This is a genomic window from Streptomyces collinus (assembly GCF_031348265.1).
In the GTDB taxonomy this organism is placed as follows: domain Bacteria; phylum Actinomycetota; class Actinomycetes; order Streptomycetales; family Streptomycetaceae; genus Streptomyces; species Streptomyces collinus.
The window spans coordinates 3448937-3472948 of sequence record NZ_CP133771.1; the positions used below are offsets into that span (position 1 = coordinate 3448937).

Below are 24012 nucleotides of genomic sequence, written 5' to 3' on the forward strand. Positions count from 1 at the left end.
AAGAAGTGCCCCGCTTCAGCATCATCGTCCCCGTCTACAAGGTGCAGGGCTTCCTGCGCGAGTGTCTCGACTCGGTGCTCGGCCAGTCCCACGGCGACTTCGAGGTGATCGCCGTGGACGACCGGTCGCCCGACGGCAGCGGCGCCATCCTCGACGAGTACGCCGCCCGCGACGCCCGGGTGCGGGTGCTGCACCTGCCGGAGAACGTGGGCCTCGGCCGGGCCCGCAACGCCGGTCTCGCGCAGGCGGCCGGCGACTACGTCCTGTTCCTGGACAGCGACGACCACTACACACCGGGCCTGCTGGCCGCCGTCGCCGCACGTCTGGCGGCGACCGGCGACCCCGACATCCTGGTCTTCGACCATGTGCGCACCCACTGGTGGGGCCGCGGCGGACGCAGCGAGGCGGCGGACCTGCTGGCCGCGGCGGGCCTGGAGACGTTCGGCATCCGGGAGAGCCCGCAGTATCTGAACCTGTTCCTGGTCGCCTGGAACAAGGCCTACCGGCGCTCCTTCTTCCAGGAACACGGCCTTCAGTACGCGCCGGGGCTGTACGAGGACGCGCCGGTCACCTACCGGTCGATGGTGCTGGCCGAGCGCATCGCCTGCCTGGACCGGATCGGCGTGGAGTACCGGCAGCGCCGGCAGGGCGCGATCACCAAGACACCCGGGCGCCGGCACTTCGAGATCTTCCCGCAGTACGAGGGCCTGTTCGCGTTCCTGGAGCAGCGCCCCGACCTGGACTGGGCGCGTCCGCTGCTGCTGGAACGGGCGCTGGACCACATGCTGTTCGTGCTGGCCCGCGAGGACCGCGTGCGCCCCGCCGACCGGGGCGACTTCTACCGCGAGATCCGCTCCTTCCACCGCCGTCACCTCCCCGGGGGCGGCTTCCCGCGGCCGGACGGCTGGCGCGGGGCCGAGATGCGGCTGCTCGCCTCGGCGCCCTACCCGACGTACGCGGCGGCGCGCGGGCTGCGGGACCTGCGCGCGGCCGCCCTGGGCGGGCGGCGGCGGGTGGCGAAGAGGACGTCGGAGACCGCCCTGCGCGGCTGGTACACGGCCCAGTCGAAACGCCCGCTGGACCCGCATCTCGCCGTCTACTCGGCGACCCACCACCGGGGTGTGACCGGTGACCCGGCCGCGATCCACGAGAAGGCCCGCGAGCTCGCCCCGCACATCCGGGGCGTGTGGGTGGTCCGGGAGGACGCGGTGGACGCGCTGCCGCCCGGCACCGACCATGTGACGCCGGGCTCGCGGCGCTATCACGAGGTCATGGCGCGGGCCACGTACTGGGTGAACAACGTCAACTGGCCCGGCACCCTGGCCAAGCGGCCCGGCAGCGTGCACATCCACACCCACCAGGGCACCCCGCTCAAGTACATGGGCGCCGACCTGCTGACCAAGCCGGGTGCCCGGCACGGGTTCGACGTGCCGCAGATGCTGCGCCGCGCCGACCGCTGGGACTACAGCCTGGTCGCGGGGCGGCACGCGGAGCGGACCTGGGAGCGGGCATACCCGTGCCACTTCACCTCACTGCGGACCGGCAGCCCGCGCAACGACGCGCTGGTCGGGGCAGGGCCCGAGCGGGGCCGGGCGGTGCGCGAGCGGCTCGGCGTCCCCGACGGTGACACGGTCGTGCTGTACGCGCCGACCCGCCGTGACTACCGGCGGGGCGGCCATGTCGACCGGTTCGACCTGGCCCGGTTCGCCGCGGACCTGGGCCCCGGGCACACGCTGCTCGTCCGGCTGCACCCGTCACTGGCAGCGGGTGTGGCGCGGGGTCTCGGCCTGTCCGACCTGCACCGGCGGGGCGTGCTGGTGGACGTCACCGACGAGCCGCACGTCGAGGACGTGATGCTCGCCTCCGACGTGCTGGTCACCGACTATTCCGCCCTGATGTTCGACTACGCCCTGCTGGACCGGCCGATCGTCGTCCACGCCGACGACTGGGGGGCGTTCGCGGCGAGCCGGGGCGCCTACTTCGACATCACGGCCGACGCGCCGGGCCATGTGTCGCGCTCCTACCGGGAGCTGACCTGGCTGTTCGCCTCCGGCACCTGGCAGGACGCGGAGGCGGCGCGGCTGCGCTCCGGTTTCCGTGAGCGGTACTGCGAGTTCGAGGACGGCCGGGCCGCCGAGCGGGTCGTCCGGCTGCTGATGCTGGGCGAGCGGGGCGGTGCGCTGCTGCCCTCGGCCCGCCGGACCGAGGGGGCCCGCACCCGACCCGAGGCGCTGATCGAGAGATGAGAACTCCCGCGACTCCCGAGGCCGTCCCCTCCCTGCCCGGCCAGCGGGCCTTCTCGGCCCGGCCGCCGACCGCGGTCGAGGGGCTGCGGCCGGTGCACGGGTGGCATGCCGCCCTGATCGCCGTGCCCACCGCGGCCCTGTTCGTGCTGGGCTACCGGCGCCGCTGGATCTGCGACGACGGGCTGATCTACCTGCGCCCGGTCCGGCAGATCCTGGCGGGCAACGGGCCCGTGTTCAACGTCGGTGAGCGGGCGGAGAGTTCGACGGGCACCCTGTGGCAGTGGCTGCTCGCCCTCGCCACCTGGGTCACCGGCGAGGACCCGGCGTTCCTCGCGGTCGGTCTCGGCCTGGTCCTGAGCACCGCGGGGTTCGCGTTCGCTCTGCTCGCCACGTGCCGGCTGCACCGGGGCGCGGGGCCGCTGCTCCCGGCCGGTGTGTTCGTGCTGCTGGCGGTGCCGCCGTTCTGGTCGTACATGACCTCGGGGCTGGAGAGCGGTCTGGGCACCTTCTGGACCGGCCTGTCGTGGTGGCTGCTGACGCGGACCCGTCGCGGGCAGGAGGCCCGGCTGACGTGCACGGCCGCCTTCGTGTTCGGGCTGGGTCCGCTGGTCCGGCCCGATCTCGCGGTGGTCACGGCCTGTTTCCTGGCCGCGCTGTGGTGGGTGCTGCGTCCCGCCCGGCGGGGCACGGCGGCGATGCTGGCCTCGGCGGGAGCGGTGCCGCTGGCGTACGAGGTGTTCCGGGCGGGGTACTACGGGGTCCTGGTGCCGTTGCCCGCCATCGCCAAGGAGGCGAGCGCCAGCGACTGGAGCCGGGGTGCCGGGTATGTGCAGGAGACGCTCGGGCCGTACTGGCTGTGGCCGGTCGTGCCGGTGCTCGGGGCGCTGGCCGTCCTGCTGGTGCGGCGCACCCGCCGGGAGCAGCGGGAGCGCGCCCCGGGCAGGGTTTCACTCGCGGTGCTGCTGGCGCCGCTCGCGGCGGGGCTGCTGCTCGCCGGGTACGTCGTCCGCGTCGGCGGCGACTACATGCACGCCCGCATGATCCTGCCCGCCCTTGTGCTGTTGCTCCTGCCGGTGCTGGTCGTGCCCGCGACCAGGGTCACGGGCGTGGCGGGCGTGCTGCTGGTGGTGTGGCTGTGCGCGGCGGTCAGTCCGCTGCGGACGCCGTTCGACGTGCGCAGCACGCCCGGATCGTTCAACGTGCGCAGCTCCGACGTGGAGAGCCTCGGCGACCACAACCCGGTGCGCACCGCCACCTGGGTGGGCAACTGGCCCGCCCTGCCGGAGGGGCGCGCGATGCTGGCCCGGGCCGAGCGGGCGCCCGTGCCGACGCTGCTCTACTTCGACGCCGGGCGGCGGCTGCACGCGACGCCGATGCGCGCGGACTCGCCGTACCAGGTGGTGATCGTGGGCCGCCATCTCGGCGTGACGGGGGCGGCGGCGCCGCTGGACGCCTACGTCAACGACGCCTGGGGGCTGGCCAGCCCGATCGGCGCGCACCTGGCGCTGGAGCGGTGGAGCTGGCCCGGGCACGAGAAGTTCCTGCGCAACCACTGGGTCTTCGCCGAGTGGGCGGCGCAGCATCCGCCGCAGCGCGACCTGCTGCGGGCCGGGGCCCCGCGGGAGGCGGTCGAGGCGGCCCGGGCCGCGCTGGACTGCGGCGATCTCGCCGAGCTGCGGGAGTCGGTGCGCGCACCGCTCACCGCCGAGCGGTTCTGGCGAAACCTCACCGGGGCGGTCGAGCGGACGCAGTTCCGCTTCGCGCGCTGGCCCGCGGCGGCCCGGCAGGCGCTGTGCGACCGACCGGCAGGTGGGCGCAGCGGCCTCACCCGATGAAGTGATCCCGGGTCAGGGCACGCGTAGGGCGGGAACATTCGGCGCATGCCCCCGACCCCTTCCACCCTCTCGTGAGCGCCCCGGTCCTGGTCCGGCGGGCCGTGCGCGGTGCGACGGCGCTGCGCGGCGGCCGGGCCGCAAGGCTCACCCCGTACCAGTTCTACGGCGCCCTGTTCTGGCTGGTGATGACGCTGGCGTACTGGCGGATCCCGCTGTGCTGTGACGCCGGACAGCACGCGGCGGTCGTCGAGCGCCTCAAGGCCGACCTGCTCCACCCGGCCCACACGATGGCGGACCTGCCGGGCGAGGGGAGCCCGTACTACGGGCCGTACGCCGTCGCCCAGGGCTATGTGGCGCGGCTGACCGGGTTGACGGGCTGGGAGGTCGTGAAGCTCGCCGGGCCGGTGCATCTGCTGGTGCTGCTGACGGGGCTCGGCCGGTTCGTCAGGACCCTCACCTCCCGCCCGTGGGCGCCGGTGTGGGCCCTGCTGTTCATGACGCTGCTGTGGGGCACCGCGCGGATCCTGTGGAGCGGCTACCTCGGGCTGATGGCGATGACGACGAACCTGGGCTACCCGTCCGCGCTCGCCATCGGGCTGACGTTCTGGGCGTGGGCCTGGACGGGCACCCGCGCGCGGGACGACGCCCCCGCCGTGCGGTTCGTCGGCCCGAGCGGGCTCGGCGGCTGGTGGGGGTACGCCGGGACCGGCGCCCTCTTCGCGCTGATCCTGCTCACCCATCCCGTCACGGCGGCCTCGGCGCTCACCGGGGCGGTGGCGATCGTGGCGTCCCGGCAGCGCGGCTGGCGCCGGCCGGTCGCGGCACGCTGGGCGCTCTCCGCGGCGGTCTGCGCGGCGGTCGCCGTGGCATGGCCGTACTACGACGTCCTGACGCTGGTGAACGACACCGGCATGGACGCGATGCACCGGCAGCTGTACGAGGGGATGCCCGCCAACTCCTGGCTGGCCCTGCTCGGCCTGCCCGCACTCTGGGTACGGGCGCGCCGGTCGGTGCGTGATCCGCTGGTGCTGATGTTCCTGCTGGAGTGCCTGCTGGTGGCGTACGGCTGGGTGAGCGGGCACTACACGTACGCCCGGGTCCTGTGGGCCGTGCTGGTGCCGCTGCAGTTCGCCCTGGCGGTGGAGCTGGCGGCGCCCCGGCCCTGGCGGCGGGCCCGGCGGGTACTGGGCGGGGCGGCGCTGGCCGGGGTGTGTGCCGGGTTCGTCACCGTGCACGCCGGGGCGGTCGTGCCGCGCTCGGCCGACCCGGTGGGGTTCGCGCAGCCGACGCGCTGGCCGTCCTACGACTGGGCCGCGCGGCACATCGGGCCCGGCGAGGTGGTGATCACCGACGGGTACTTCGCCAGTCACGCCATCGCCGGGTACGGGCCGAACCTCGCCGCGCCCATCTGGCCCGACCCCGCCCTGGACGAGCGGGAGCGGGAGCGCCGGGCGGCCGATGTCCGCGCCTATCTCGCCCCCGGCTCGACCCGCGCCGAGCGGTCCGCCGTCGTCCGCCGCTACCACGTGCGCTGGCTGCTGCTGACACGCCGGCACCCGATGCCCGAGGAGGCCGTGGTGGTGGCGTGGAGCAGACGGACGGGGGAGGTGCTGGCGCGGGTCGCGGGTGGCGCGCCTACTCGATGACGAGGTCGACCTCGATGTTGCCGCGGGTGGCGTTGGAGTACGGGCAGACCTGGTGGGCCTGCTCGACCAGCTTGCGGCCGGTCGCCTCGTCCACGCTGTCGGGCAGCTCCACGCGGAGGGTGACGGCCAGGCCGAAGCCTTCGCCCTGCTTGCCTATGGAGACCTCGGCGGTCACGGCGGCGTCGCTGACGTCGACCTTGGCGGCGCGCCCGACGAGGCCGAGGGCGCTGCCGAAGCAGGCGGCGTAACCGGCGGCGAAGAGCTGCTCGGGGTTGGTGCCCTGGCCGTTGCCGCCCAGCGCCTGGGGCATGCCCAGGGCGAGGTCCAGCACGCCGTCGGAGCTGACGGTCCGGCCCTCGCGGCCGTGGGTGGCGGTGGCGACAGCGGTGTAGAGCGCGTCCATGGAAAACCTTCCCTCTCACGTCAACGTTCGGCGGCCCGCTTCCAGGCCGCCTGACACCCAGAATTAGAGCACACAATTGAGTTGTGCGCAATTGAATGGCGGGCACGAGCTACCCTGGAGACATGAACACGCCCGACGACGACTGGCTCCGCCTGGACCAGCAGATCTGTTTCTCCCTGCACGCGGCCTCCCGCGCCTTCAACGGGGTCTACCGCGGGATCCTCAAGGACCTCGGGCTGACCTACCCGCAGTACCTGGTGATGCTGGTGCTGTGGGAGCACGACGAGTTGCCCGTGAAGAAGCTCGGCGAGCACCTGCGTCTCGACTCCGGCACGCTGTCGCCGCTGCTCAAACGGCTGGAGTCGGCCGGTCTCGTGCGTCGCGAGCGCAGCGCCCGCGACGAGCGGTCGGTGGAGGTGCGACTGACCGAGGAGGGCGTCGCGCTGCGCGGGCGGGCGCTTCAGGTGCCGCGCCGGATCGCCACCTCGACCGGCTTCGGCCCCGAGGAGATCCGCGCCCTGCGCGCCCGCCTCGACGACCTCACCACCGCGCTGGACGCGGCGGCCGCGCTCGCGGACTCGCGGGGCGGCTCGTCCGCCGACGAGCGGCCGTAACCGCACCGGGCTGCGCTACGGCGGAGGCGGGGCGCCGAGAGCCGGGGCGCCGGCGGACACGCCGGGTGGCCGGACGTCGGCCGGTTCGCGGGGCGGGGCGTCGCCGGGCGGGGCGTCTCCGGGCGGGATGTCTCCGGGCGGGCGCCGGACGTAGAGGCGCAGGAGCACGTCGTCGCGGACGCGTTCCTCGTGGACGTGCTCCTCACGGACGGTGAACTCCGCGACCAGGACGGCGAGCTTGGTGCGCTCGACCGGGTCGGGCCGGCTCCGTCGCGGGTCCAGGGCGGACCGCTCGGCGACGACCCAGACGCGGTCCACCGCGGCGAGCCGCCGCCGCAGCTCCCCGGGGGTCGCCTCCCGTCCCCACAGCGTTCCGGAACGGGGCGCGGACTCCCGCAGCGCGATGTCCCGCACCTGCCGGAACCCCTTCGGGTAGGCCAGCGCGGCGAGCCTGCCGACCGACGGCACGAACAGCACCGGGTCGCCGGGGCGCATCCGGCTGACGGCGAGCGCGGAGACCACGGCGAGATTGTCCGGGCGGTGGGCGGCGGACCGGTCCTGGCGGTGCACCGGGAGCTGGTCCAGGAAGGTGACGGTGAGGGCGAGGACGCCGGTCACGCCCACGACGGCCCGCACCCGGCGGCCCCCGGCCCGCACCCGCCGCCCCTCGATCCGCACCCGCCCCAGCACCGCGGCCACCCGCCCGGCCCCGGCCGCGACCAGCAGGGACGCGCCCGCCAGCGCGTAGAGCACGTACCGGTCGTGGTAGAGCGGCCGCACCTGCGACACGGTCATCAGGATCCCCGGCGGCACGAGCAGCAGCGGAAGCGCGACCGCGGCCGTGCGCCGCTCGCGCAGTCCCACGGCCATCAGCAGCAGCGAGCCCCAGAACACCGGCCCCGCCGGACCGGGAGAGAAGTTCCGGGCCAGCCTCCCGACCCGGTCCCACCCCGGTGACACCAGCCACGCCACCTGCCCGGACTGCCCCTGCGACACCCACACCAGCGGCAGCAGGAGCAGCGCCACCGCCCCGGCCGCACGCCCCCAGCCGAGCCACACCTTCCCCGGCACCCGCAGCAGGGCCAGCGTCAGTGCGTGCGCACCCAGCACCGGCACCGCCAGCTCGTGCAGCGCACAGGTCAGGGCGACGACCGTCCCGTACGGCCACCAGACCCGGGCGCCCCCGGCGTCCACGGCCCTCACCAGCAGCAGCGTCGCCCCCGCCACGCCTGCCGCGACGAGCGCGTACGACCGGCCCTCCTGGGCGTAGTGGCCGGTCATGGGCGTGATCGCGTACAGGGCCCCGGCGCACAGGCCGGCCCGGGGCCCGGCCAGTCGGACGCCGAGGGCGGCGACCAGGCCGGCGGTCGCCGTCGCCGCGCACACCGACGGCAGGCGCAGCACGACCTCGCCGGGGTGGACGGTGAGGACGGCGTGCATGAACAGGTAGTAGAGGCCGTGGACGGCGTCCACGTCGTGCAGCAGCCGCCAGATCTGCGGGACCGTACGCTGCGCGACCTGGAAGGTGACACTCTCGTCGCCCCACATGCCGCCGCGGTCCAGGCCCCACAGCCCGGTCGCGAGCATCACCGCCATGGGCACCACCACGGGCGCCGCCCCCGCGCCGAACCGGCCGCTCCCCCTCGCCTGTCCGCTCTCCACGGCCCGATTCTGTGCTGAATAAGGGGGTTCAAGAGGGTTTGATGGTGTGTTATCACTTTCATGTCATTCGCCCGGCTTACCATCCGCCGTGATGAATGCCGAGACTGAGACCGACAGGGACGCCCGGAAGCCGCCTGCCGGGGTCGCCGTCGTGGTGATCGGTTACGACGACGCCGCCCATGTGACGGACGCCGTGCGGTCGGCGCTCGCCCAGGGACCGGCCGTGCGCGAGGTGGTGGCCGTCGACGACTGCTCGACGGACGGCAGCGCCGGCCTGCTCGACCGGCTCGCCGCCTCGGAGCCCCGACTGAGGGTGATCCGCCGCCGGGCCAACAGCGGCGGCTGCGGCACCCCGCGCAACACCGGGCTCGACGCGGTGACCTCGCCGTACGTGATGTTCCTGGACAGCGACGACGTCCTGCCGCCCGGTGCCGTCGACGCGCTGCTCGAAGCGGCCGAGGGTGCGCACGCCGAGGTCGCGGGCGGTCTGTGCGTACGCCGTGAGCTGCCGTCGGGGCGCGAAGTGCCCTGGGAACCACGCCTCTACGCGCTGCACGCCGTGGTGCCGCGCCCTGCTCGGCGACCGCGCCTGGTCCACGACACGCTCTGCGTCAACAAGCTCTACCGCACCGGCTTCCTGCGGGCGCACGGCATCCGCTTCCCCGAGGGCCGCTTCCCGTACGAGGACGTCGTCTTCACCGCGCGCGTCCTGGCCGCGGCTCCGCGTATCGCCTTGGTCCCGGACCGGGTGTACGTCTGGCACGTGCGCCGGTCGGCCGGGCGGCTGTCGATCTCCCTGGACCGGTCCGGCGTCGAGAACTGGAGGGCCCGCACCGAGGCGTGCCGACAGGCGTACGAGGTGCTGCTGGGCGCCGGGCAGAAGGAACTCGCGCGGGCCGTGCGCGCCAAGTTCCTCGACCACGACCTGCGGATGTACGTGCGCGAACTGGGGTTGCGCGACGCCGCGTACCGGCGGGCGTGGTGGGAGCTCACGCGGGCGCACCTCGCGGAGTACGACGCCGACGACTGGGCGCGCAACCCGGCCGCTCCCGGCCGGCTGGTCGGGCGGGTCGTGCTGGCCTCACCGGAGCCGTGCGACCTGCCCCGGCTGCGGGAGCTAGCGGCCCGCCCGGCCCGCCTGTGCCCGCCGTACGCCCGCGCCGCGGACGGCACGCCGGTCTGGTCGGACGCCCTCCCGGTCTCCCTGGAGCCGCTGCGGGCCCGGCCGGTGCGCGCGCTGCCCCTCGCCGTCGACGCGGAGCTGCGGCCGTGCGCGCGCGGCACCCGGCTGCGGCTGCGGCTGCGGCTGCGGCTGCACGAGCTGTACGGGCGGGTGGCGCAGGCGGGGCCGGAGTCGGTGGAGGCGGAGTGGCTGCACCGGGACGACGGGGGCGTGGTGGTCCGGGACACGGCCGTGCCGCTCGCGCCGTGCCCGAGCGGCTCCGAGCCCGCCAGTACCGCCGGTTCCGAAGCCGTGGCGCTCGCGCAGGGCCCGGAGCCTGCCGGGAGAGCCGGTTCAAGAGCCGTGGCGCTCGCACGGGGCGCCGAGCCTGCCGGAGCCGTGGCGCTCGGACCGTGCGCGCGAGGCGCCGAGCCCGCCGGGACCGCCGGTTCCGTGCGCGGCGGCGCCTGGTCGGCGGAGGTGGCCGTCGATCTCGCCGCGCTGTCCGCGCTCGGCGCGGGCACCTGGGACCTGCGCCTTCGTATCCGCTTTCGCGACGGCGTGAGCCGCGACGTCTCGGCACACGCGCTCAGGGGCGCCGGTCTGCTGCGCCGCAGCGCCGTCCCGAGCGTCCGGCACGGCGTGGTACTCGTACAGCCGTACGCCACCCACTCCGGCGCGCTGGCGCTGCGGGTGGCCCCCGGCGTACGCGGTGTGCTGTCGGTCGCCCGCGCGCGGCTGCGCCGCCTGCTTCACTGAGAGCACCAGACCGCGACGGAGCAGCGCACCGCACCACCACCACTGGCCAACTGACGAGGGGACGGCCGCACATGACCTGGTTGATCACCGGCGGCGCCGGCTACATCGGCGCGCACGTCGTACGGGCGATGACCGCGGCGGGCGAGCAGGCTGTGGTGTACGACGACCTGTCCACGGGCATCGCCGAGCGCGTGCCCGACGGGGTGCCGCTGGTGGTGGGCTCGACCCTGGACGCCGGGCGGCTCGGCCGTACCCTCGCGGACCACACGGTCACCGGCGTCGTCCACCTCGCGGCGAAGAAGCAGGTGGCCGAGTCGGTGGAACGGCCGCTGCACTACTACCGGGAGAACGTCGAGGGCCTGCGGGTCCTGCTGGACGCCGTGACGGCGGTGAAGGTGCCGTCCTTCGTCTTCTCCTCGTCGGCGGCGGTGTACGGCATGCCGGACGTGGACCTCGTCACGGAGGAGACGCCGTGCCTGCCCATGTCGCCGTACGGCGAGACGAAGCTGGCCGGTGAGTGGCTGGTCCGCGCGACCGGCCGGGCGACCGGACTGTCGACCGCGTGCCTGCGCTACTTCAACGTGGCGGGCGCCGCGGGCCCGGAACTCGCGGACACCGGGGTGTTCAACCTCGTGCCGATGGTCTTCGAGAAGCTCACCGAGGACGCGCCCCCGCGCGTCTTCGGCGACGACTACCCGACTCCGGACGGCACCTGCGTGCGCGACTACATCCACGTGGTCGACCTGGCCGAGGCCCATGTCGCGGCGGCCCGGGCCCTGCGCTCCGCCCCCGGCCGCGACCTCACGCTCAACATCGGCCGGGGCGAGGGCGTCTCCGTCCGCGAGATGATCGACCGCATCAACACCGTCACCGGCCACGACCGACCGCCCGCCGTCACCCCCCGCCGCCCGGGCGACCCGGCCCGGGTCGTGGCCTCCGCCGACCGCGCCGCCGCGGAACTGGGCTGGAAGGCCCGGCTCGACGTGCCGGACATGATCACGTCGGCGTGGGAGGGATGGCTGCGGCTGCATCCGGAGGCGGGGCGGGGCTGATCCGCCCCGGCACAGCGACGAGCCCCGGCGCGCCTGCCGGGGCTCACTCACGTCGGTAGCGAACCCTGCCGGGCCGTGGGGCCCGACCGAGGCGCGGGGACCCAACCGAGGCGCGGGGGGTCCGCCGAGCCTCGGGGGTCCGCCGAGCCGCGAGGCCCGGCCGAGCCGCGGGGGCCCGTCCTACAACGCCTTCAGCCCCTCCGACGTGGCCCGGGCCAGCGCGCCCAGATACCCCTTCGGCAGCTTCGGGCTGCGGATGACCACCGAGCGCCAGTAGAGCGGGCCGGAGATCAGGTCGAGCGCGAGGTCGTGGTCGATGCCCTCGCGCAGTTCGCCGCGGCGTGCCGCCGCCGTCACGATGCCGGTGGCGACGCCGTCCTGCCCCTCGCGCAGGGCCTTCTGCATGGCCTCGGCGATGTCGGGGTTGCGGGCCGCCTCGGCCTGGAGGTCGGGGATGATCTGCGAGGCCACGGGGTGGCGCAGGGCGCGGGACGTCACCTCGTAGAGGAGCCGCAGGTCGCCCTCCAGGGAGCCGGTGTCCGGCGCGGGCAGGCCCTGCACGGCGAGCGCCGAGACGATGTCGAGGACCAGGTGCAGCTTCGAGCGCCAGCGGCGGTACACCGCCGTCTTCCCGACCCCCGCCCGGCGCGCGATCCCCTCGATGGACATCCGCGCGTAGCCGACGGCCGCGAGCTCCTCGAAGACGGCCGCCCGGATCGCTTCCGTCACGTCCTCCCGCAGTACGGCCGCCCCCGCGGGGGCCCGGCGGCGCGGGGGCTGCTGGGGCTCGTCGGGCTTCGTCGTCATGCCGACAGCATAGGGCGTCACGACGAAACGGTTGCGTTCCGACGTTCGCCCGTCGTACGCTCCCGTTACGACGATACGGTCCCGTCCCGACGTAAGAAGTCGTGAAGAGTCCGGTAAGAGCCGACTCCCCCTCGCTCTTCACCCCCAGGTCCCACCCCCCGAGCGAAAGCAGCGGATGTGAGTACGGTCCTCCACACACCGCCCCAGACCCCGGCCCCGGCCGAAGCCGACCTCACGGCCCTCGCCGCCCGCCACGGCCTCTCGGTCAGTGGCGCCCGGCCCTCGCTGCCCGAGTACGTCCGGCAGCTGTGGGCCCGCCGCCACTTCATCACGGCGTTCGCCACCGCCAAGCTCACCGCCCAGTACAGCCAGGCGAAGCTGGGCCAGGTCTGGCAGGTGATGACCCCGCTGCTGAACGCGGCGGTCTACTACTTCATCTTCGGCGTGCTGCTCGGCACCAAGCACGGGGTGCCCGACTACATCCCGTTCCTGGTCACGGGCGTGTTCATCTGGACGTTCACGCAGAGCTCGATCATGGCGGGCACCCGCGCCATCTCCGGCAACCTCGGCCTGGTGCGCGCCCTGCACTTCCCGCGCGCCGCCCTGCCGATCTCCTTCTGCCTCCAGCAGCTCCAGCAGCTGATGTTCTCGATGGGCGCCCTGGTCGTCATCCTGCTCTGCTTCGGCGTGCCGGTCAGCGCTTCCTGGCTGCTGGCGCTGCCGGCCCTGTTCCTGCAGTTCACGTTCAACGCGGGCATTTCGATGGTCATGGCCCGGATGGGCGCCAAGACCCCCGACATCGCCCAGCTGATGCCGTTCGTGCTGCGCACCTGGATGTACGTCTCGGGCGTCATGTGGAGCATCGACAAGCTGGCGCAGAAGGACAGCCTGCCCCACGTGGTGAAGGTCGCGCTGGCGACCAACCCGGCGGCCGTCTACATCGACCTGATGCGCTTCGCCCTGATCGACAGCTTCCACGCGAGCCAGCTGCCCGCCCACGTGTGGGCGATCGCCGCGGGCTGGGCACTGCTCGCAGGCGTCGGCGGCTTCATCTACTTCTGGAAGGCTGAGGAGACGTACGGCCGTGGCTGAGCACCCGAGCGAGAAGATCCCCACCGTCGTCGCCGACGGCGTCGACATCGTCTACCGCGTCAACGGCACCGGCGCCGGACGCGGCTCCGCGACCGCCGCCCTCAACCGCATCGTGCGCCGCAAGCAGACCGAGAAGGCCTCGGGCGTGCGCAGGGTGCACGCCGTGAAGAACGTGTCCTTCGTCGCCTACCGCGGTGAGGCGATCGGCCTGATCGGCACCAACGGCTCCGGCAAGTCGACCCTGCTGAAGGCCGTCGCCGGGCTTCTGCCCGTGGAGAACGGCCGTATCTACACCGACGGCCAGCCCTCCCTGCTCGGCGTCAACGCCGCCCTGATGAACGACCTGACCGGCGAGCGCAACGTGCACCTCGGCGGCCTGGCCATGGGCATGTCCCGCGAGCAGGTCAAGGACCGCTACCAGGAGATCGTCGACTTCTCCGGCATCAACGAGAAGGGCGACTTCATCACGCTGCCGATGCGGACGTACTCCTCCGGCATGGCCGCGCGGCTGCGGTTCTCCATCGCCGCCGCCAAGGACCACGACGTCCTGCTGATCGACGAGGCGCTGGCCACCGGCGACCGCTCCTTCCAGAAGCGCTCCGAGGAGCGCATCCGCGAGCTGCGCAAGCACGCGGGCACGGTGTTCCTGGTGAGCCACAACAACAAGTCCATCCGCGACACCTGCGACCGCGTGCTGTGGCTGGAGCGCGGGGAGCTGCGCATGGACGGGCCTACGGAGGACGTGCTCAAGGAGTACGAGGCGTTCACCGGAGACAAGGCGGACAAGCCGAAGGCGAAGGCCGCCGTTCCCTCGTGAGGCGCACTCGGTCGGCCCTTTTGCCCCATTGATGGCAGCATGACCGCATACCGTGCAGCTGCGAGAGGGGTCCGCGTGATGGCCGAGCTCAGCGTCGTCGTCCACGGGCCGAACGTTCAGGACCATCTGACGGAACTCCTCGACTCCCTCGCCGCCCACCCCCTGCCGGACGCCGAGGTGATCGTGGCCGCGGTCGGCGACTGGGCCCGGGAGACGGCCGAACGGCACGCCCCGGACGGCGGCGCGGTCGACGTGGTGCCGCTGCCGGACGGCACGGGGGACGCGGAGGCCCGGGCGGCGGGCGCGGCCCGGGCCTCCGGCCGCTGGCTGCACTTCGTCCACGCCAAGGACGGCCTGCCCGCCGGCACCCCGCGCATGGTCGCCGAGCGGGTGGCCGAGCTCCCCGGCGAGGTCGACGTCCTCCTCGTGGACCACGTCCGCAGCACCTGGCACACCTCCGGCCTGCCCTCCCCGGACGGCCCGCTCCTCGCCCGGGCGGGCCGCGCCGACGCCCCCCTCGACGACTGCTCGCCCCTGCTGCGGCTGACCCCGCTGCTCGGCACCCGCGTCCTGCGCGCGGACTTCTGGCGGGCGCACGAGGCGCGGCTCACCACCGACGACGAGCCGTACGCCGCCCTGGCCGCCCTGCTGCTCGCCGACCGCGTCGCCTGCCTGCCGCACGTCGCCTACGAGGACCGCCGGCTGCGCCCCGCGAGCCTGCCCCCGGCCACCCCCGAGCAGCGCTACGGCCTCGTCGAGCGCTACGAGTCCCTGCTCGACCTCACCCTCGACCGGCGCACCGCGCACACCGTGCTCTACGACCTCATGGTCCGCGACTGCCTGCGCACCTTCGCGCGCGGCGGCATGGAGGAGGAGGTCGCGCGGGAGTTCTTCCGCCGGGCGTCCCTCGCCGCCCTGCGCCGCCGCCCCGAGGGCCACCGCCGCCCGGGCGGACTAGAAGGCGTCCGCCGCTCCCTGCTGGAGGAGGGCGCCTACGCGAAGTACCGGGCCTTCCAGGCCGTCAACCGCACCCGCCGCACCGCCAAGTCGGCCGTACGGGCCCGTAAGCGCCAGGTGGGCGCCCGACTCCGCGACCACCAGTACCGCAGGGCGCTCGGCCGTCCCGTCAATCCGCACCTCGCGGTGTTCGCGGCGTACTGGAACCGCGGCGTCGCCTGCAACCCCGCCGCGATCGCCGCCAAGCTCGCCGAACTGGCCCCGCAGATCCACGCGGTGTGGGTGGTCACCGAGGAGAACGCGGCCCTGCTGCCGACCGGCACCGACCACGTCGTGCCCGGCAGCCGCCGCTACTGGGAGGTGCTGGCGACCGCCAAGTACCTCGTCAACAACGTCAACTTCGAGAACGCCGTGGTCAAACGCCCGGATGCGATCCACGTCCAGACCCACCACGGCACGCCCCTGAAGCGCATGGGCATCGACCAGATGGCGTTCCCGGCCGCCGCGCAGGGCCTGGACTTCAAGGCGCTGCTGGAGCGCATCGACAGATGGGACTTCAGCGTCTCGGCCAACAGCCACACCACCCGCATGTGGGAGCGCGCGTACCCCTCGCGCTACGTCTCCCTGGACCACGGCTATCCGCGCAACGACGTCTACTACACGGCCGGCGCCGGCGACATCCGCACGGTCCGCGACCGCCTCGGCATCGCCCCGGGCCGCCGTGCCGTCCTCTACGCGCCCACCCACCGCGACTACGAGGCCGGCTGGACCCCGCGCCTGGACCTCGCCGCCCTCGCCGACCGCCTGGGCGACGACACGGTCCTGCTCGTGCGCGGCCACTACTTCTACGGCGGCGCCGCCTCCCCGCTCACCAACCTGCGCCGCACCGGCCGGATCATCGACGTCTCCTCCTACGACCCGGTCGAGGAACTGTGCCTGGCGGCGGACGTCCTGGTCACGGACTACTCCTCGATCATGTTCGACTACGCCAACCTCGACCGGCCGATCGTGATCCACGCCGACGACTGGGAGACGTACCGCACGACCCGGGGCGTCTACTTCGACCTGATGGCGGAGGCCCCGGGCCCGGTCGCACGCACCCAGCAGGAGCTGACGGAGATCCTCACCACCGACGCCTGGCGCGACGAGAGCGCGGCGAAGACCAGGGCCGTCTTCCGGCGCCGGTTCTGCGAGTACGACGACGGGCGCGCCGCCGAACGCGTCGTCCGCCGGGTCTTCCTCGGCCAGGACGAACGGGACCTGCCGCCCGTGCTGCCGATCGAGGAACGCACGCCGGCCCCGACCCCGCAGGAGGCGACCGCATGAGCACCCCCGACGTCACCGTGACGGTCATCGTCCACAACGACGCCGAGCGCCTCCCCCGCGCGGTCGAGTCGGTCCGCCGCCAGACCCACGCGAACCTCGAAATCATCATCAGCGACGACCACTCCACGGACGCGACCCCCGCGGTGGCCCAGCGGCTCGCGGCCGAGGACCCCCGCATCCGCCACCTCCGCCTGGAACGGAACAGCGGCGGCTGCAGCGCCCCGCGCAACCGCGCCCTGCAGATCGCGCGGGCGCCGTTCCTGATGTTCCTCGACAGCGACGACGAACTCCCCGGCAACGCCGTCGAGCTGCTGCTCGCCGCACACCGCGAACGCGAGATCGACTTCGCCATGGGCGCGGTGCAGCGGGTCCGGGTGGACAACGGCCGCCGCTCGACGTGGATGCCGCACCTGGTCGCCGAGCGCCGCGCCCTGGACGGCATCGAGGCCGACCCGCGCCTGCTCTTCGAGCACCTGGCCACCAGCAAGATGTACGCCCGCGCCTTCCTCGACCGGCACGACCTGCGCTTTCCCGAGGGCATCCACTACGAGGACCAGCTGTTCTCGGCGCAGGCGTACTGCCTGGCCAAGAGCTTCACGATCATCCCGGAACCGGTCTACCGCTGGTACGTGGCGCCCTTCGCGGCCTCCGAGACGGCCTCGATATCCAACCAGCGGCACAAGCTCGCCAACGTCCGCGACCGGATCCACGTCCAGCACCTCATCGACGCGTTCCTGGCCGAGAGCGGGCACGAATCGCTGCGCGAGGACAAGGACCACAAGTTCCTCAAGCACGACTTCCGGATGTACGCCGGTGACCTGCCCTACCGGGACGACACCTGGCTGGCGTCCTTCGCGGACCTCGTCACCCCCTACCTCGACACGCTCACCCCGGGAGCGTTCGCCCGTCTCCCGCGCGCCGAACGCGTCGTCATCCAGCTGATCCGCGACCGGCGCCTGCCGGAGGCCCGGCTGGCGGCCCGGGGCCTGGGACACGGGGTGGCGCCGAGGCGCGTGACAGCCGACGCGGAGGGGCGCACCTACTGGGGGGACCGCGTCCCCGAGTCGGAGTGGTCCCGCCGCGAACTGGACATCTCCGACCTGGAGCTGGAGACGCGCCCCTTCCCGAGCGCCCAGTTCCGCCACGAGATCAAGGAGATCACCCGGGGCCCGGGCGCATCGATCGACCTCACGATCCGCACGTACGACCCGGGGCTGCGCCTCCCCGTCGGCCCGCAGCGGGCGACGCTCCTCATCGCCCCGGGCGGCCACCGTCTGCACGTCCACTTCCGTCTCTCCCCCGTCCGCCCCGGCATCTTCGAGGGCCACGCCCACCTCGACCTCGGGACGGTCCGGCTCCCCCTCCAGGGCTTCGCGGGGATCCGTCACCCGCTGCTCCGCCTCCGGCACCAGGGCCTGTCCCACACGGGTCTGCTGCTGGCGCCGCTGGCCTTCCCGACGCTGACGACCCGCGTGCCCTCCCACCACCTGACAGTGGAACCGGAGGGCCACGGCCCGGGCCGTCTCCAGGTCCGCTGGGAGCCGGTGGGAGTGACGGCGAAGCTGATCCGCCCGACGGTACGCAGGGTGGCCCGCCCGAGGGCGAAGTCGGCGGCGCGGCTGGTGGCGAGCGCGCTGAAGTAGGCCGGGCGGTGTCCGGGCGCCTCATGCGTCGTGCTGGAACACCCAGGTCCGGTAGACGAGGAAGCGGAAGGCCGAGGCCAGCACGATGGACAGCGCCTTGACCGCGTTCGCTTCGAGCGGCCCGTCCAGGCCGAGGCCGTGATAGCCGGCGTAGAACAGCCCGCTCTCCACGGCGACGCCGATCGCGCTGAAGACGAAGAACAGCGTGATCTGACGCCGGGTCCGGGACGCCCGGTCGCGATAGGCGAAGCAGCGGAAACCGAGATAGTTGGTACCCACGGCGACCAGGCTGGCCAGGACGGTCGCCACCATGGCGTCCCGGTGCAGTCCGTGCAGCAGCACGTTGAACACCAGGAAGTTCACGGCGACGCCGCTGCCGCCGACCAGTGCGAAGTTCACCGCTTCGAGGACGACGCGCCTGACCGGGAGGGCGGGGGCGGCCGCTCGCTCCTCGGATACGTTCATAGTCACGCCCCAAGCCTTAGCCGGGTTCGGTAAGCCCTCCCCTCGAATCGCCTTAAGGCACCCCAAGAAGACGAGGCACCCCAAGAAGACGAGGCGCCCCGGGCCGGACCGGCCCGGGGCGCCTGTCACGCCGTACGCCCTATGAGTGCGTGCGCAGCAGCGTCCTCATCGTGCGCATCGCCACCGACAGGTTGGCGAGGTCGAACGCGTCGGAGCTCTGGATCTCCTCCAGGGTGCTGCGGGCACGGCCGAGGATCGCCGCGTTCTTCTGCTCCCAGGCCTTGTAGCGCTGCTCGGGCGTCGAGGTGCCGTTGCCGACGGCCAGGACGTCGGCGGTCAGCGCCGCGTGCACCGCGTACAGGTCCTCGCGGATCGCCGCGCGGGCCATGGACTGCCAGCGGTCGGCGCGGGGCAGCTCGATGATGCGGTCCATGAGCTGGGTGATGCGCAGCCGGTCGGCGAGGTCGTAGTACACCTCGGCGACATCCAGCGGCTCCCGGCCCATGCGGTCGGCGATCGAGACGATGTCGAGCGTCGGGAAGGCCGAGGAGAAGCCCGCCACCCGCGTGGCGAGTTCGTCCGGGACACCGGCGCCGGTCAGCTCGTCGTAGATCTTCTGGTACCACTCCAGGTCGGCGCCGCGCAGCAGCTTCGGCAGCTCACCCCAGACCTGCTCGACCCGGTCGGCGAAGAAGTCGACCGTGCCGGCGAGCTCCAGCGGCTGTGGCCGGTTGTTGAGCAGCCAGCGCGTGCCGCGCTCCACCAGGCGGCGCGCGTGCAGCCGGATGCGGGTCTGGACCTCGGCCTCGACCGTGTTGTCGAGCGCCTCGACCCCGTCCCACACCGGGGACTGGCGGAAGATCGCCCGGGCGGCGGTCTGCGCCCGCACGATCTCCTCCAGCGACGCGCCGGTCTCCTCGCGCAGCCGGTGCAGGTACGTCGTGCCGCCCGTGTTGACCGTGTCGTTGACCAGGACGGTCGTGGTGATCTCGCGGCGCAGCGGGTGGCTGACGAGATGTTCGGGGTACTGCTCGCGCAGCTCCTTCGGGAAGTACGCGTGCAGCAGGGTGCTCAGGTACGGGTCGTCCGGCAGCGAGGTGTGCAGCAGCTCGTCGGCGACCGTGATCTTCGTGTACGCCAGCAGGACGGCCGTCTCCGGGCCGGTCAGTCCGTGGCCCTGGGCGAGCCGCTCGCGGATCTGGCGGTCGGTGGGCAGGAACTCCAGCGCCCGGTCCAGGTGCCCCTCCCTGACCAGGTGCTTCATGAAGCGCTGCTGGGCGTGGAGCATGGCGCTGGACTGGGCGAGGGCGTTGGCGATCGCCGTGTTCTGCGCGTAGTTGTTGCGCAGCACCAGGCGGCCGACCTCGTCGGTCATCTCGGCGAGCAGCTTGTTGCGCTGCTTGACGGTCATGTCGCCGTCCCGGACCAGACCGTTGAGCAGGATCTTGATGTTCACCTCGTGGTCGGAGGTGTCCACGCCCGCGCTGTTGTCGATGGCGTCGGTGTTGATCCGGCCGCCCTGCAGCGCGAACTCGATCCGGCCGAGCTGGGTCAGGCCGAGGTTGCCGCCCTCGCCGACGACCTTGACGCGCAGGTCCTTGCCGTCGACGCGGATGGCGTCGTTGGCCTTGTCGCCGACGTCCGCGTTCGACTCGGTGGAGGACTTGACGTACGTGCCGATGCCGCCGTTCCACAGCAGGTCCACCGGTGCGTGCAGGATCGCCTTCATCAGGTCGGCCGGGGTCAGCTTGGTGACCTTGGCCTCGATGCCGAGGGCCTCGCGGATGTGGGCGTTGACCGGGATCGCCTTGGCCGTGCGCGGGAAGATGCCGCCGCCGGCCGACAGCAGCTCCTTGTCGTAGTCCTCCCAGCTGGAGCGGGGCAGCTCGAACAGGCGGCGGCGCTCGGCGTAGGAGGTGGCGGCGTCCGGGTTCGGGTCGATGAAGATGTGCCGGTGGTCGAAGGCCGCGACCAGGCGGATGTGCTCGGAGAGCAGCATGCCGTTGCCGAACACGTCACCGGACATGTCGCCGATGCCGACGACCGTGAAGTCCTCGGTCTGGCAGTCCACGCCCATGTCGCGGAAGTGCCGCTTGACCGACTCCCAGGCACCGCGGGCGGTGATGCCCATGCCCTTGTGGTCGTAGCCGGCGGAGCCGCCGGAGGCGAAGGCGTCCCCGAGCCAGAAGTTGTAGTTCTCGGCGACCCCGTTGGCGATGTCGGAGAAGGTCGCCGTGCCCTTGTCGGCGGCGACGACGAGGTAGGTGTCGTCCTCGTCGTGCCGGACGACGTCCGCCGGGGGCACGACCTCGCCCGCGACCATGTTGTCGGTGATGTCGAGCAGCGCCGAGATGAACGTCTTGTAGCTGGCGACGCCCTCGGCGAGCCACGCGTCCCGGTCCACGGACGGGTCCGGCAGCTGCTTGGCGACGAAGCCGCCCTTGGCGCCGACCGGCACGATGACGGTGTTCTTCACCATCTGCGCCTTGACCAGGCCGAGGATCTCGGTGCGGAAGTCCTCGCGCCGGTCGGACCAGCGCAGACCACCGCGCGCGACCTTGCCGAAGCGCAGGTGCACGCCCTCGACGCGCGGCGAGTACACCCAGATCTCGAACGCCGGGCGCGGTGCCGGCAGGTCGGGGATGGCCTGCGGGTCGAACTTCATGGAGACGTAGTCGTGCGGCTTGCCGCCCGCGGCCTCCTGGAAGAAGTTGGTCCGCAGCGTCGCCTTGATGACGGTGAGGAAGGACCGCAGGATCCGGTCCTCGTCGAGCGAGGCGACCTGGTCGAGGGCCGCGTCGACCTCCTCCAGCAGCGCGTCCACGATCTCGTGGCCGGCGCGCTGCCGGTCGGGCGACATCCGCGCCTCGAACAGGGAGACGAGCAGCCGGGTGGTGTGGACGTTGTTGCGGAGGGTGTCCTCCATGTAGTCCTGGCTGAACGTCGACGCCGCCTGACGCAGGTACTTCGCGTACGCGCGCAGCACCACGGCCTGGCGCCAGGTCAGCCCGGCGCTGAGCACGAGGGCGTTGAAGCCGTCGTTCTCCGCCTTGCCGGTCCAGGTGGCGGCGAAGGCGTCCTGGAAGCGCTCGCGGGCGTCGTCGCCGAAGTGGTCCCCGCCGCCGTTCGCGCGGGGCATGCGCAGACCGAAGTCGTAGATCCAGGCCACGCTGCGGTCCGAGCAGCGCAGCTCGTAGGGCCGCTCGTCGACGACCTCGACACCGAGCCGGTTGAGGACCGGCAGGACGGCCGAGAGGGAGATCGCGTCGCCCGTGCGGTAGATCTTGAAACGGCGCTCCTCGGGGGCGGCGCCCACCGGCTCGTAGAGGCTGAGCGAGAAGTCCTTGTCCGCTTCGGCGTTGAGCTGCTCCAGGTGGACGAGGTCGGCGACCGCGGCGCGCGGGTTGTGGTCGGCCTTGTAGCCCTCGGGGAAGGCGTGCGCGTAGCGGCGCAGCGCTTCCGCCGCGTGCTCCTCGCCGAGCTCGGCGTTGAGCGCCTCGGCGAAGGCGTCCTCCCAGGAGCGGGCGGCCTCCACCAGCCGGGCCTCGATGCGCTCCTTGTCCGAGTCGGACAGCTCCGGCAGCTCGGTGCCCTGCGGGACGCGCACCACGAAGTGCAGCCGGGACAGGATCGACTCGGTGTTCCAGGCCGTGAAGTCGACGCTGATCCCGCCGAGCTCCTCCTTCAGGATCTCGATGATCCTCAGGCGCACGGCCGTGGTGTAGCGGTCGCGCGGGAGGTAGACGAGGGCGGAGTAGTAGCGCCCGTACTCGTCCTGGCGCAGGTAGAGCCGGAGCCGCCTGCGCTCCTGGAGGTAGAGCACGGAGGTCACGATCGACCGCAGCTCGTCGACCGGGGTCTGGAACAGCTCGTCGCGCGGGTACGTCTCCAGGATCTGCGTCAGGTCGCGCCCGTCGTGGCTGTTGGGCGAGAACCCGGCCTGATTCAGGACCTCCTCGACCTTGCGCCGGATGACCGGGACCCGGCGCACGGACTCGGTGTAGGCGGCGGAGGAGAACAGCCCGAGGAAGCGGCGCTCACCGATGACGTTGCCGTCGGCGTCGAACTTCTTGACGCCGATGTAGTCCAGGTACGACGGCCGGTGCACGGTCGCCCGGCTGTTCGCCTTGGTCAGCACGAGCAGCTTGTGCTCGCGCGCCTTGGCCCGGGCGTCGGCGGGCAGCCGCTCGAACGAGGGGCTGACCGGGTGGCTCTCCTCGGCCGCGTGGTGCGGGTCCGCGCGCAGTATGCCGAGCCCGGTGCCGGGCACGGCGGCCAGCGAGTCGTCGTCGCGCAGCTGGTACTCGCGGTAGCCGAGGAAGGTGAAGTGGTCGTCGGCCAGCCAGCGCAGCAGCTCGCGGGCCTCTTCGACCTGGGGGCCGGGCAGGTCGGCGGGGATGGGCTCGTCCGGCAGCCCCTCCGCCAGCCGGATCGCCGCGTCCCGCATCTTGCCCCAGTCCTCGACGGCCTCACGGGCGTCGGACAGCACGCGCAGCAGGTCGGCGGTGATCTGCTTCAGATCGGCCCGGTCGGTCTCGCGGTCGATCTCTACGTGGATCCAGGACTCGACGTGCGCGTCGTGCGGAAGGTCGCCGGTCGCCGGGGTCGACAGGACCTCGATGAGCTTGCCGGTGACATCGCGCCGCACGACGAACTGGGGGTGGATGACGACGTGGATGCCACGCCCCTGACGTGTCAGCTCGTTGGTGACGGAGTCGACGAGGAAGGGCATGTCGTCGGTGACGACCTCGACCACGGAGTGGCTGCACGTCCACCCGTTCTCTTCCACCGTGGGGGTGTGCACCCGGACGTTGGCCGTGCCCTGGGGGCGGTTCTCGGCCAGCCGGTAGTGCGATACGGCAGCTCCGAAGACGTCGACCGGGTCGCGGTCGGTGAGGTCCTCCGGGGCCGTGTGCAGGTAGTAGCGCTGGAGGAACGTGAGGAGGGTCTCGCGGTCCGGGGCCTTCTGGGCGTCTGGGGTCTCCTCGCCCGTCGACCCGGTCGGTAGGTGCCCCCCGACCGGGCTGTTCTCAGCTACCCGGGCGGCCCTCTCGAGCAACTCGGCCTTGGCTTCGTCCAGCTTGGTCTGCATTGTCCTCTGGCTCCTGTCGCGCGCCGTTGCGTGACGTAGAAGGAAGTACGGCCTCTGCGCTTACGACCTCACGTCGTGACACGGGGTATCCGGTCTGATCCGACGCTATGCCGCAAGGTGAGATGAGCGGGGGTGTCTGAGCCATTCTTGAGCTGCGCCACCGGTGTGACGACGCTCTCTGCGACGCCCGGGTCCTGGTGATGTTCGGCGTCCCGGGAGTCCTCGACTGCACGTCCCGCCCGCGAAGACCAGCGACTGCCGCCCGGTCACGGATGTCGTCCGTGCTCTCCGGGCGCAGGGCAGGGACGACGACGTCCCCGCGAACTATCGCGCTGATCACGCCACCAAGGCTATCGCTCCTTACAGGGGCTCCGTCATGAGCCGTATGTGTACAAAACCAGCCCTGGAAGTTTGACGTTCTGCACAGTGCCGCC

General features: G+C 72.7%; 15 protein-coding genes. 10 read left to right on the forward strand and 5 right to left on the reverse strand.

Features of this window, described 5'->3' with window-relative positions; genetic code table 11:
• Window positions 1-5 precede the first annotated feature (5 nt).
• From RFN52_RS15535 to RFN52_RS15545, 3 genes are all read left to right on the forward strand, one after another.
• Window positions 6-2246 (forward strand): bifunctional glycosyltransferase/CDP-glycerol:glycerophosphate glycerophosphotransferase, encoded by a 2241-nt coding sequence (locus RFN52_RS15535; RefSeq protein ID WP_184846973.1) that lies wholly within the window; start codon window positions 6-8, stop codon window positions 2244-2246.
• Complete coding sequence (locus tag RFN52_RS15540; protein WP_184846975.1) at window positions 2243-4081, forward strand: arabinofuranosyltransferase AftB family protein; 1839 nt, start codon at window positions 2243-2245, stop codon at window positions 4079-4081. The genes RFN52_RS15535 and RFN52_RS15540 overlap by 4 nt, the downstream gene beginning before the upstream one ends.
• A gap of 71 nt (window positions 4082-4152) precedes the next feature.
• Window positions 4153-5727, forward strand: coding sequence for a hypothetical protein (locus RFN52_RS15545; protein ID WP_184846977.1), 1575 nt, complete (start codon window positions 4153-4155; stop codon window positions 5725-5727).
• On the opposite strand, the gene RFN52_RS15550 is transcribed toward RFN52_RS15545, so the two are convergent.
• Window positions 5717-6130, reverse strand: a complete 414-nt coding sequence (locus tag RFN52_RS15550) for an organic hydroperoxide resistance protein (protein ID WP_184846979.1) — start codon at window positions 6128-6130, stop codon at window positions 5717-5719. The genes RFN52_RS15545 and RFN52_RS15550 overlap by 11 nt on opposite strands.
• Before the next feature lie 95 nt (window positions 6131-6225).
• Between RFN52_RS15550 and RFN52_RS15555 the strand changes: the two genes are divergently transcribed.
• On the forward strand, window positions 6226-6744 hold the full coding sequence (locus tag RFN52_RS15555; RefSeq protein WP_184846981.1) for a MarR family winged helix-turn-helix transcriptional regulator: 519 nt from the start codon (window positions 6226-6228) through the stop codon (window positions 6742-6744).
• Window positions 6745-6759: 15 nt separating this feature from the next.
• Here RFN52_RS15555 and RFN52_RS15560 read toward each other — a convergent pair whose 3' ends face one another.
• Window positions 6760-8406 carry a glycosyltransferase family 39 protein gene (locus RFN52_RS15560; protein WP_425579481.1) on the reverse strand — a complete coding sequence of 549 codons (1647 nt, stop codon included), beginning with the start codon at window positions 8404-8406 and terminating at the stop codon, window positions 6760-6762.
• 91 nt (window positions 8407-8497) lie between these two features.
• Between RFN52_RS15560 and RFN52_RS15565 the strand changes: the two genes are divergently transcribed.
• Both RFN52_RS15565 and galE read left to right on the forward strand, forming a co-directional pair.
• Entirely contained in the window at window positions 8498-10327 is a 1830-nt protein-coding gene (locus RFN52_RS15565; RefSeq protein WP_184846983.1) for a glycosyltransferase, read from the forward strand.
• Window positions 10328-10398: 71 nt separating this feature from the next.
• Window positions 10399-11379 carry a UDP-glucose 4-epimerase GalE gene (gene galE / locus RFN52_RS15570; RefSeq protein ID WP_184846985.1) on the forward strand — a complete coding sequence of 327 codons (981 nt, stop codon included), beginning with the start codon at window positions 10399-10401 and terminating at the stop codon, window positions 11377-11379.
• Window positions 11380-11559: 180 nt separating this feature from the next.
• On the opposite strand, the gene RFN52_RS15575 is transcribed toward galE, so the two are convergent.
• Entirely contained in the window at window positions 11560-12186 is a 627-nt protein-coding gene (locus RFN52_RS15575; RefSeq protein ID WP_184846987.1) for a TetR/AcrR family transcriptional regulator, read from the reverse strand.
• A 177-nt stretch (window positions 12187-12363) separates the two neighbouring features.
• On the opposite strand from RFN52_RS15575, the gene RFN52_RS15580 reads away from it, so the two are divergent.
• The 4 genes from RFN52_RS15580 to RFN52_RS15595 all read left to right on the forward strand — a co-directional run bounded on the left by RFN52_RS15580 (window position 12364) and on the right by RFN52_RS15595 (window position 18021).
• Complete coding sequence (locus RFN52_RS15580) at window positions 12364-13278, forward strand: ABC transporter permease (RefSeq protein ID WP_184846989.1); 915 nt, start codon at window positions 12364-12366, stop codon at window positions 13276-13278.
• Window positions 13271-14095, forward strand: a complete 825-nt coding sequence (locus tag RFN52_RS15585; protein WP_184846991.1) for an ABC transporter ATP-binding protein — start codon at window positions 13271-13273, stop codon at window positions 14093-14095. Before RFN52_RS15580 ends, RFN52_RS15585 begins: the two co-directional genes overlap by 8 nt.
• Before the next feature lie 78 nt (window positions 14096-14173).
• Entirely contained in the window at window positions 14174-16378 is a 2205-nt protein-coding gene (locus tag RFN52_RS15590) for a CDP-glycerol glycerophosphotransferase family protein (RefSeq protein WP_184846993.1), read from the forward strand.
• Window positions 16375-18021 (forward strand): glycosyltransferase family 2 protein, encoded by a 1647-nt coding sequence (locus tag RFN52_RS15595; RefSeq protein WP_184846995.1) that lies wholly within the window; start codon window positions 16375-16377, stop codon window positions 18019-18021. Before RFN52_RS15590 ends, RFN52_RS15595 begins: the two co-directional genes overlap by 4 nt.
• Window positions 18022-18042: 21 nt before the next feature.
• Here the strand turns inward: RFN52_RS15595 and RFN52_RS15600 are convergent, their stop codons facing one another.
• Together RFN52_RS15600 and RFN52_RS15605 are read right to left on the reverse strand one after the other, a co-directional pair.
• The gene (locus tag RFN52_RS15600; protein ID WP_184853907.1) at window positions 18043-18486 is read right to left on the reverse strand and encodes a GtrA family protein; all 444 of its coding nucleotides are present in this window, start codon (window positions 18484-18486) and stop codon (window positions 18043-18045) included.
• Between the two features lie 139 nt (window positions 18487-18625).
• Window positions 18626-23578 (reverse strand): NAD-glutamate dehydrogenase, encoded by a 4953-nt coding sequence (locus tag RFN52_RS15605; protein ID WP_184846997.1) that lies wholly within the window; start codon window positions 23576-23578, stop codon window positions 18626-18628.
• Window positions 23579-24012: the final 434 nt, after the last annotated feature.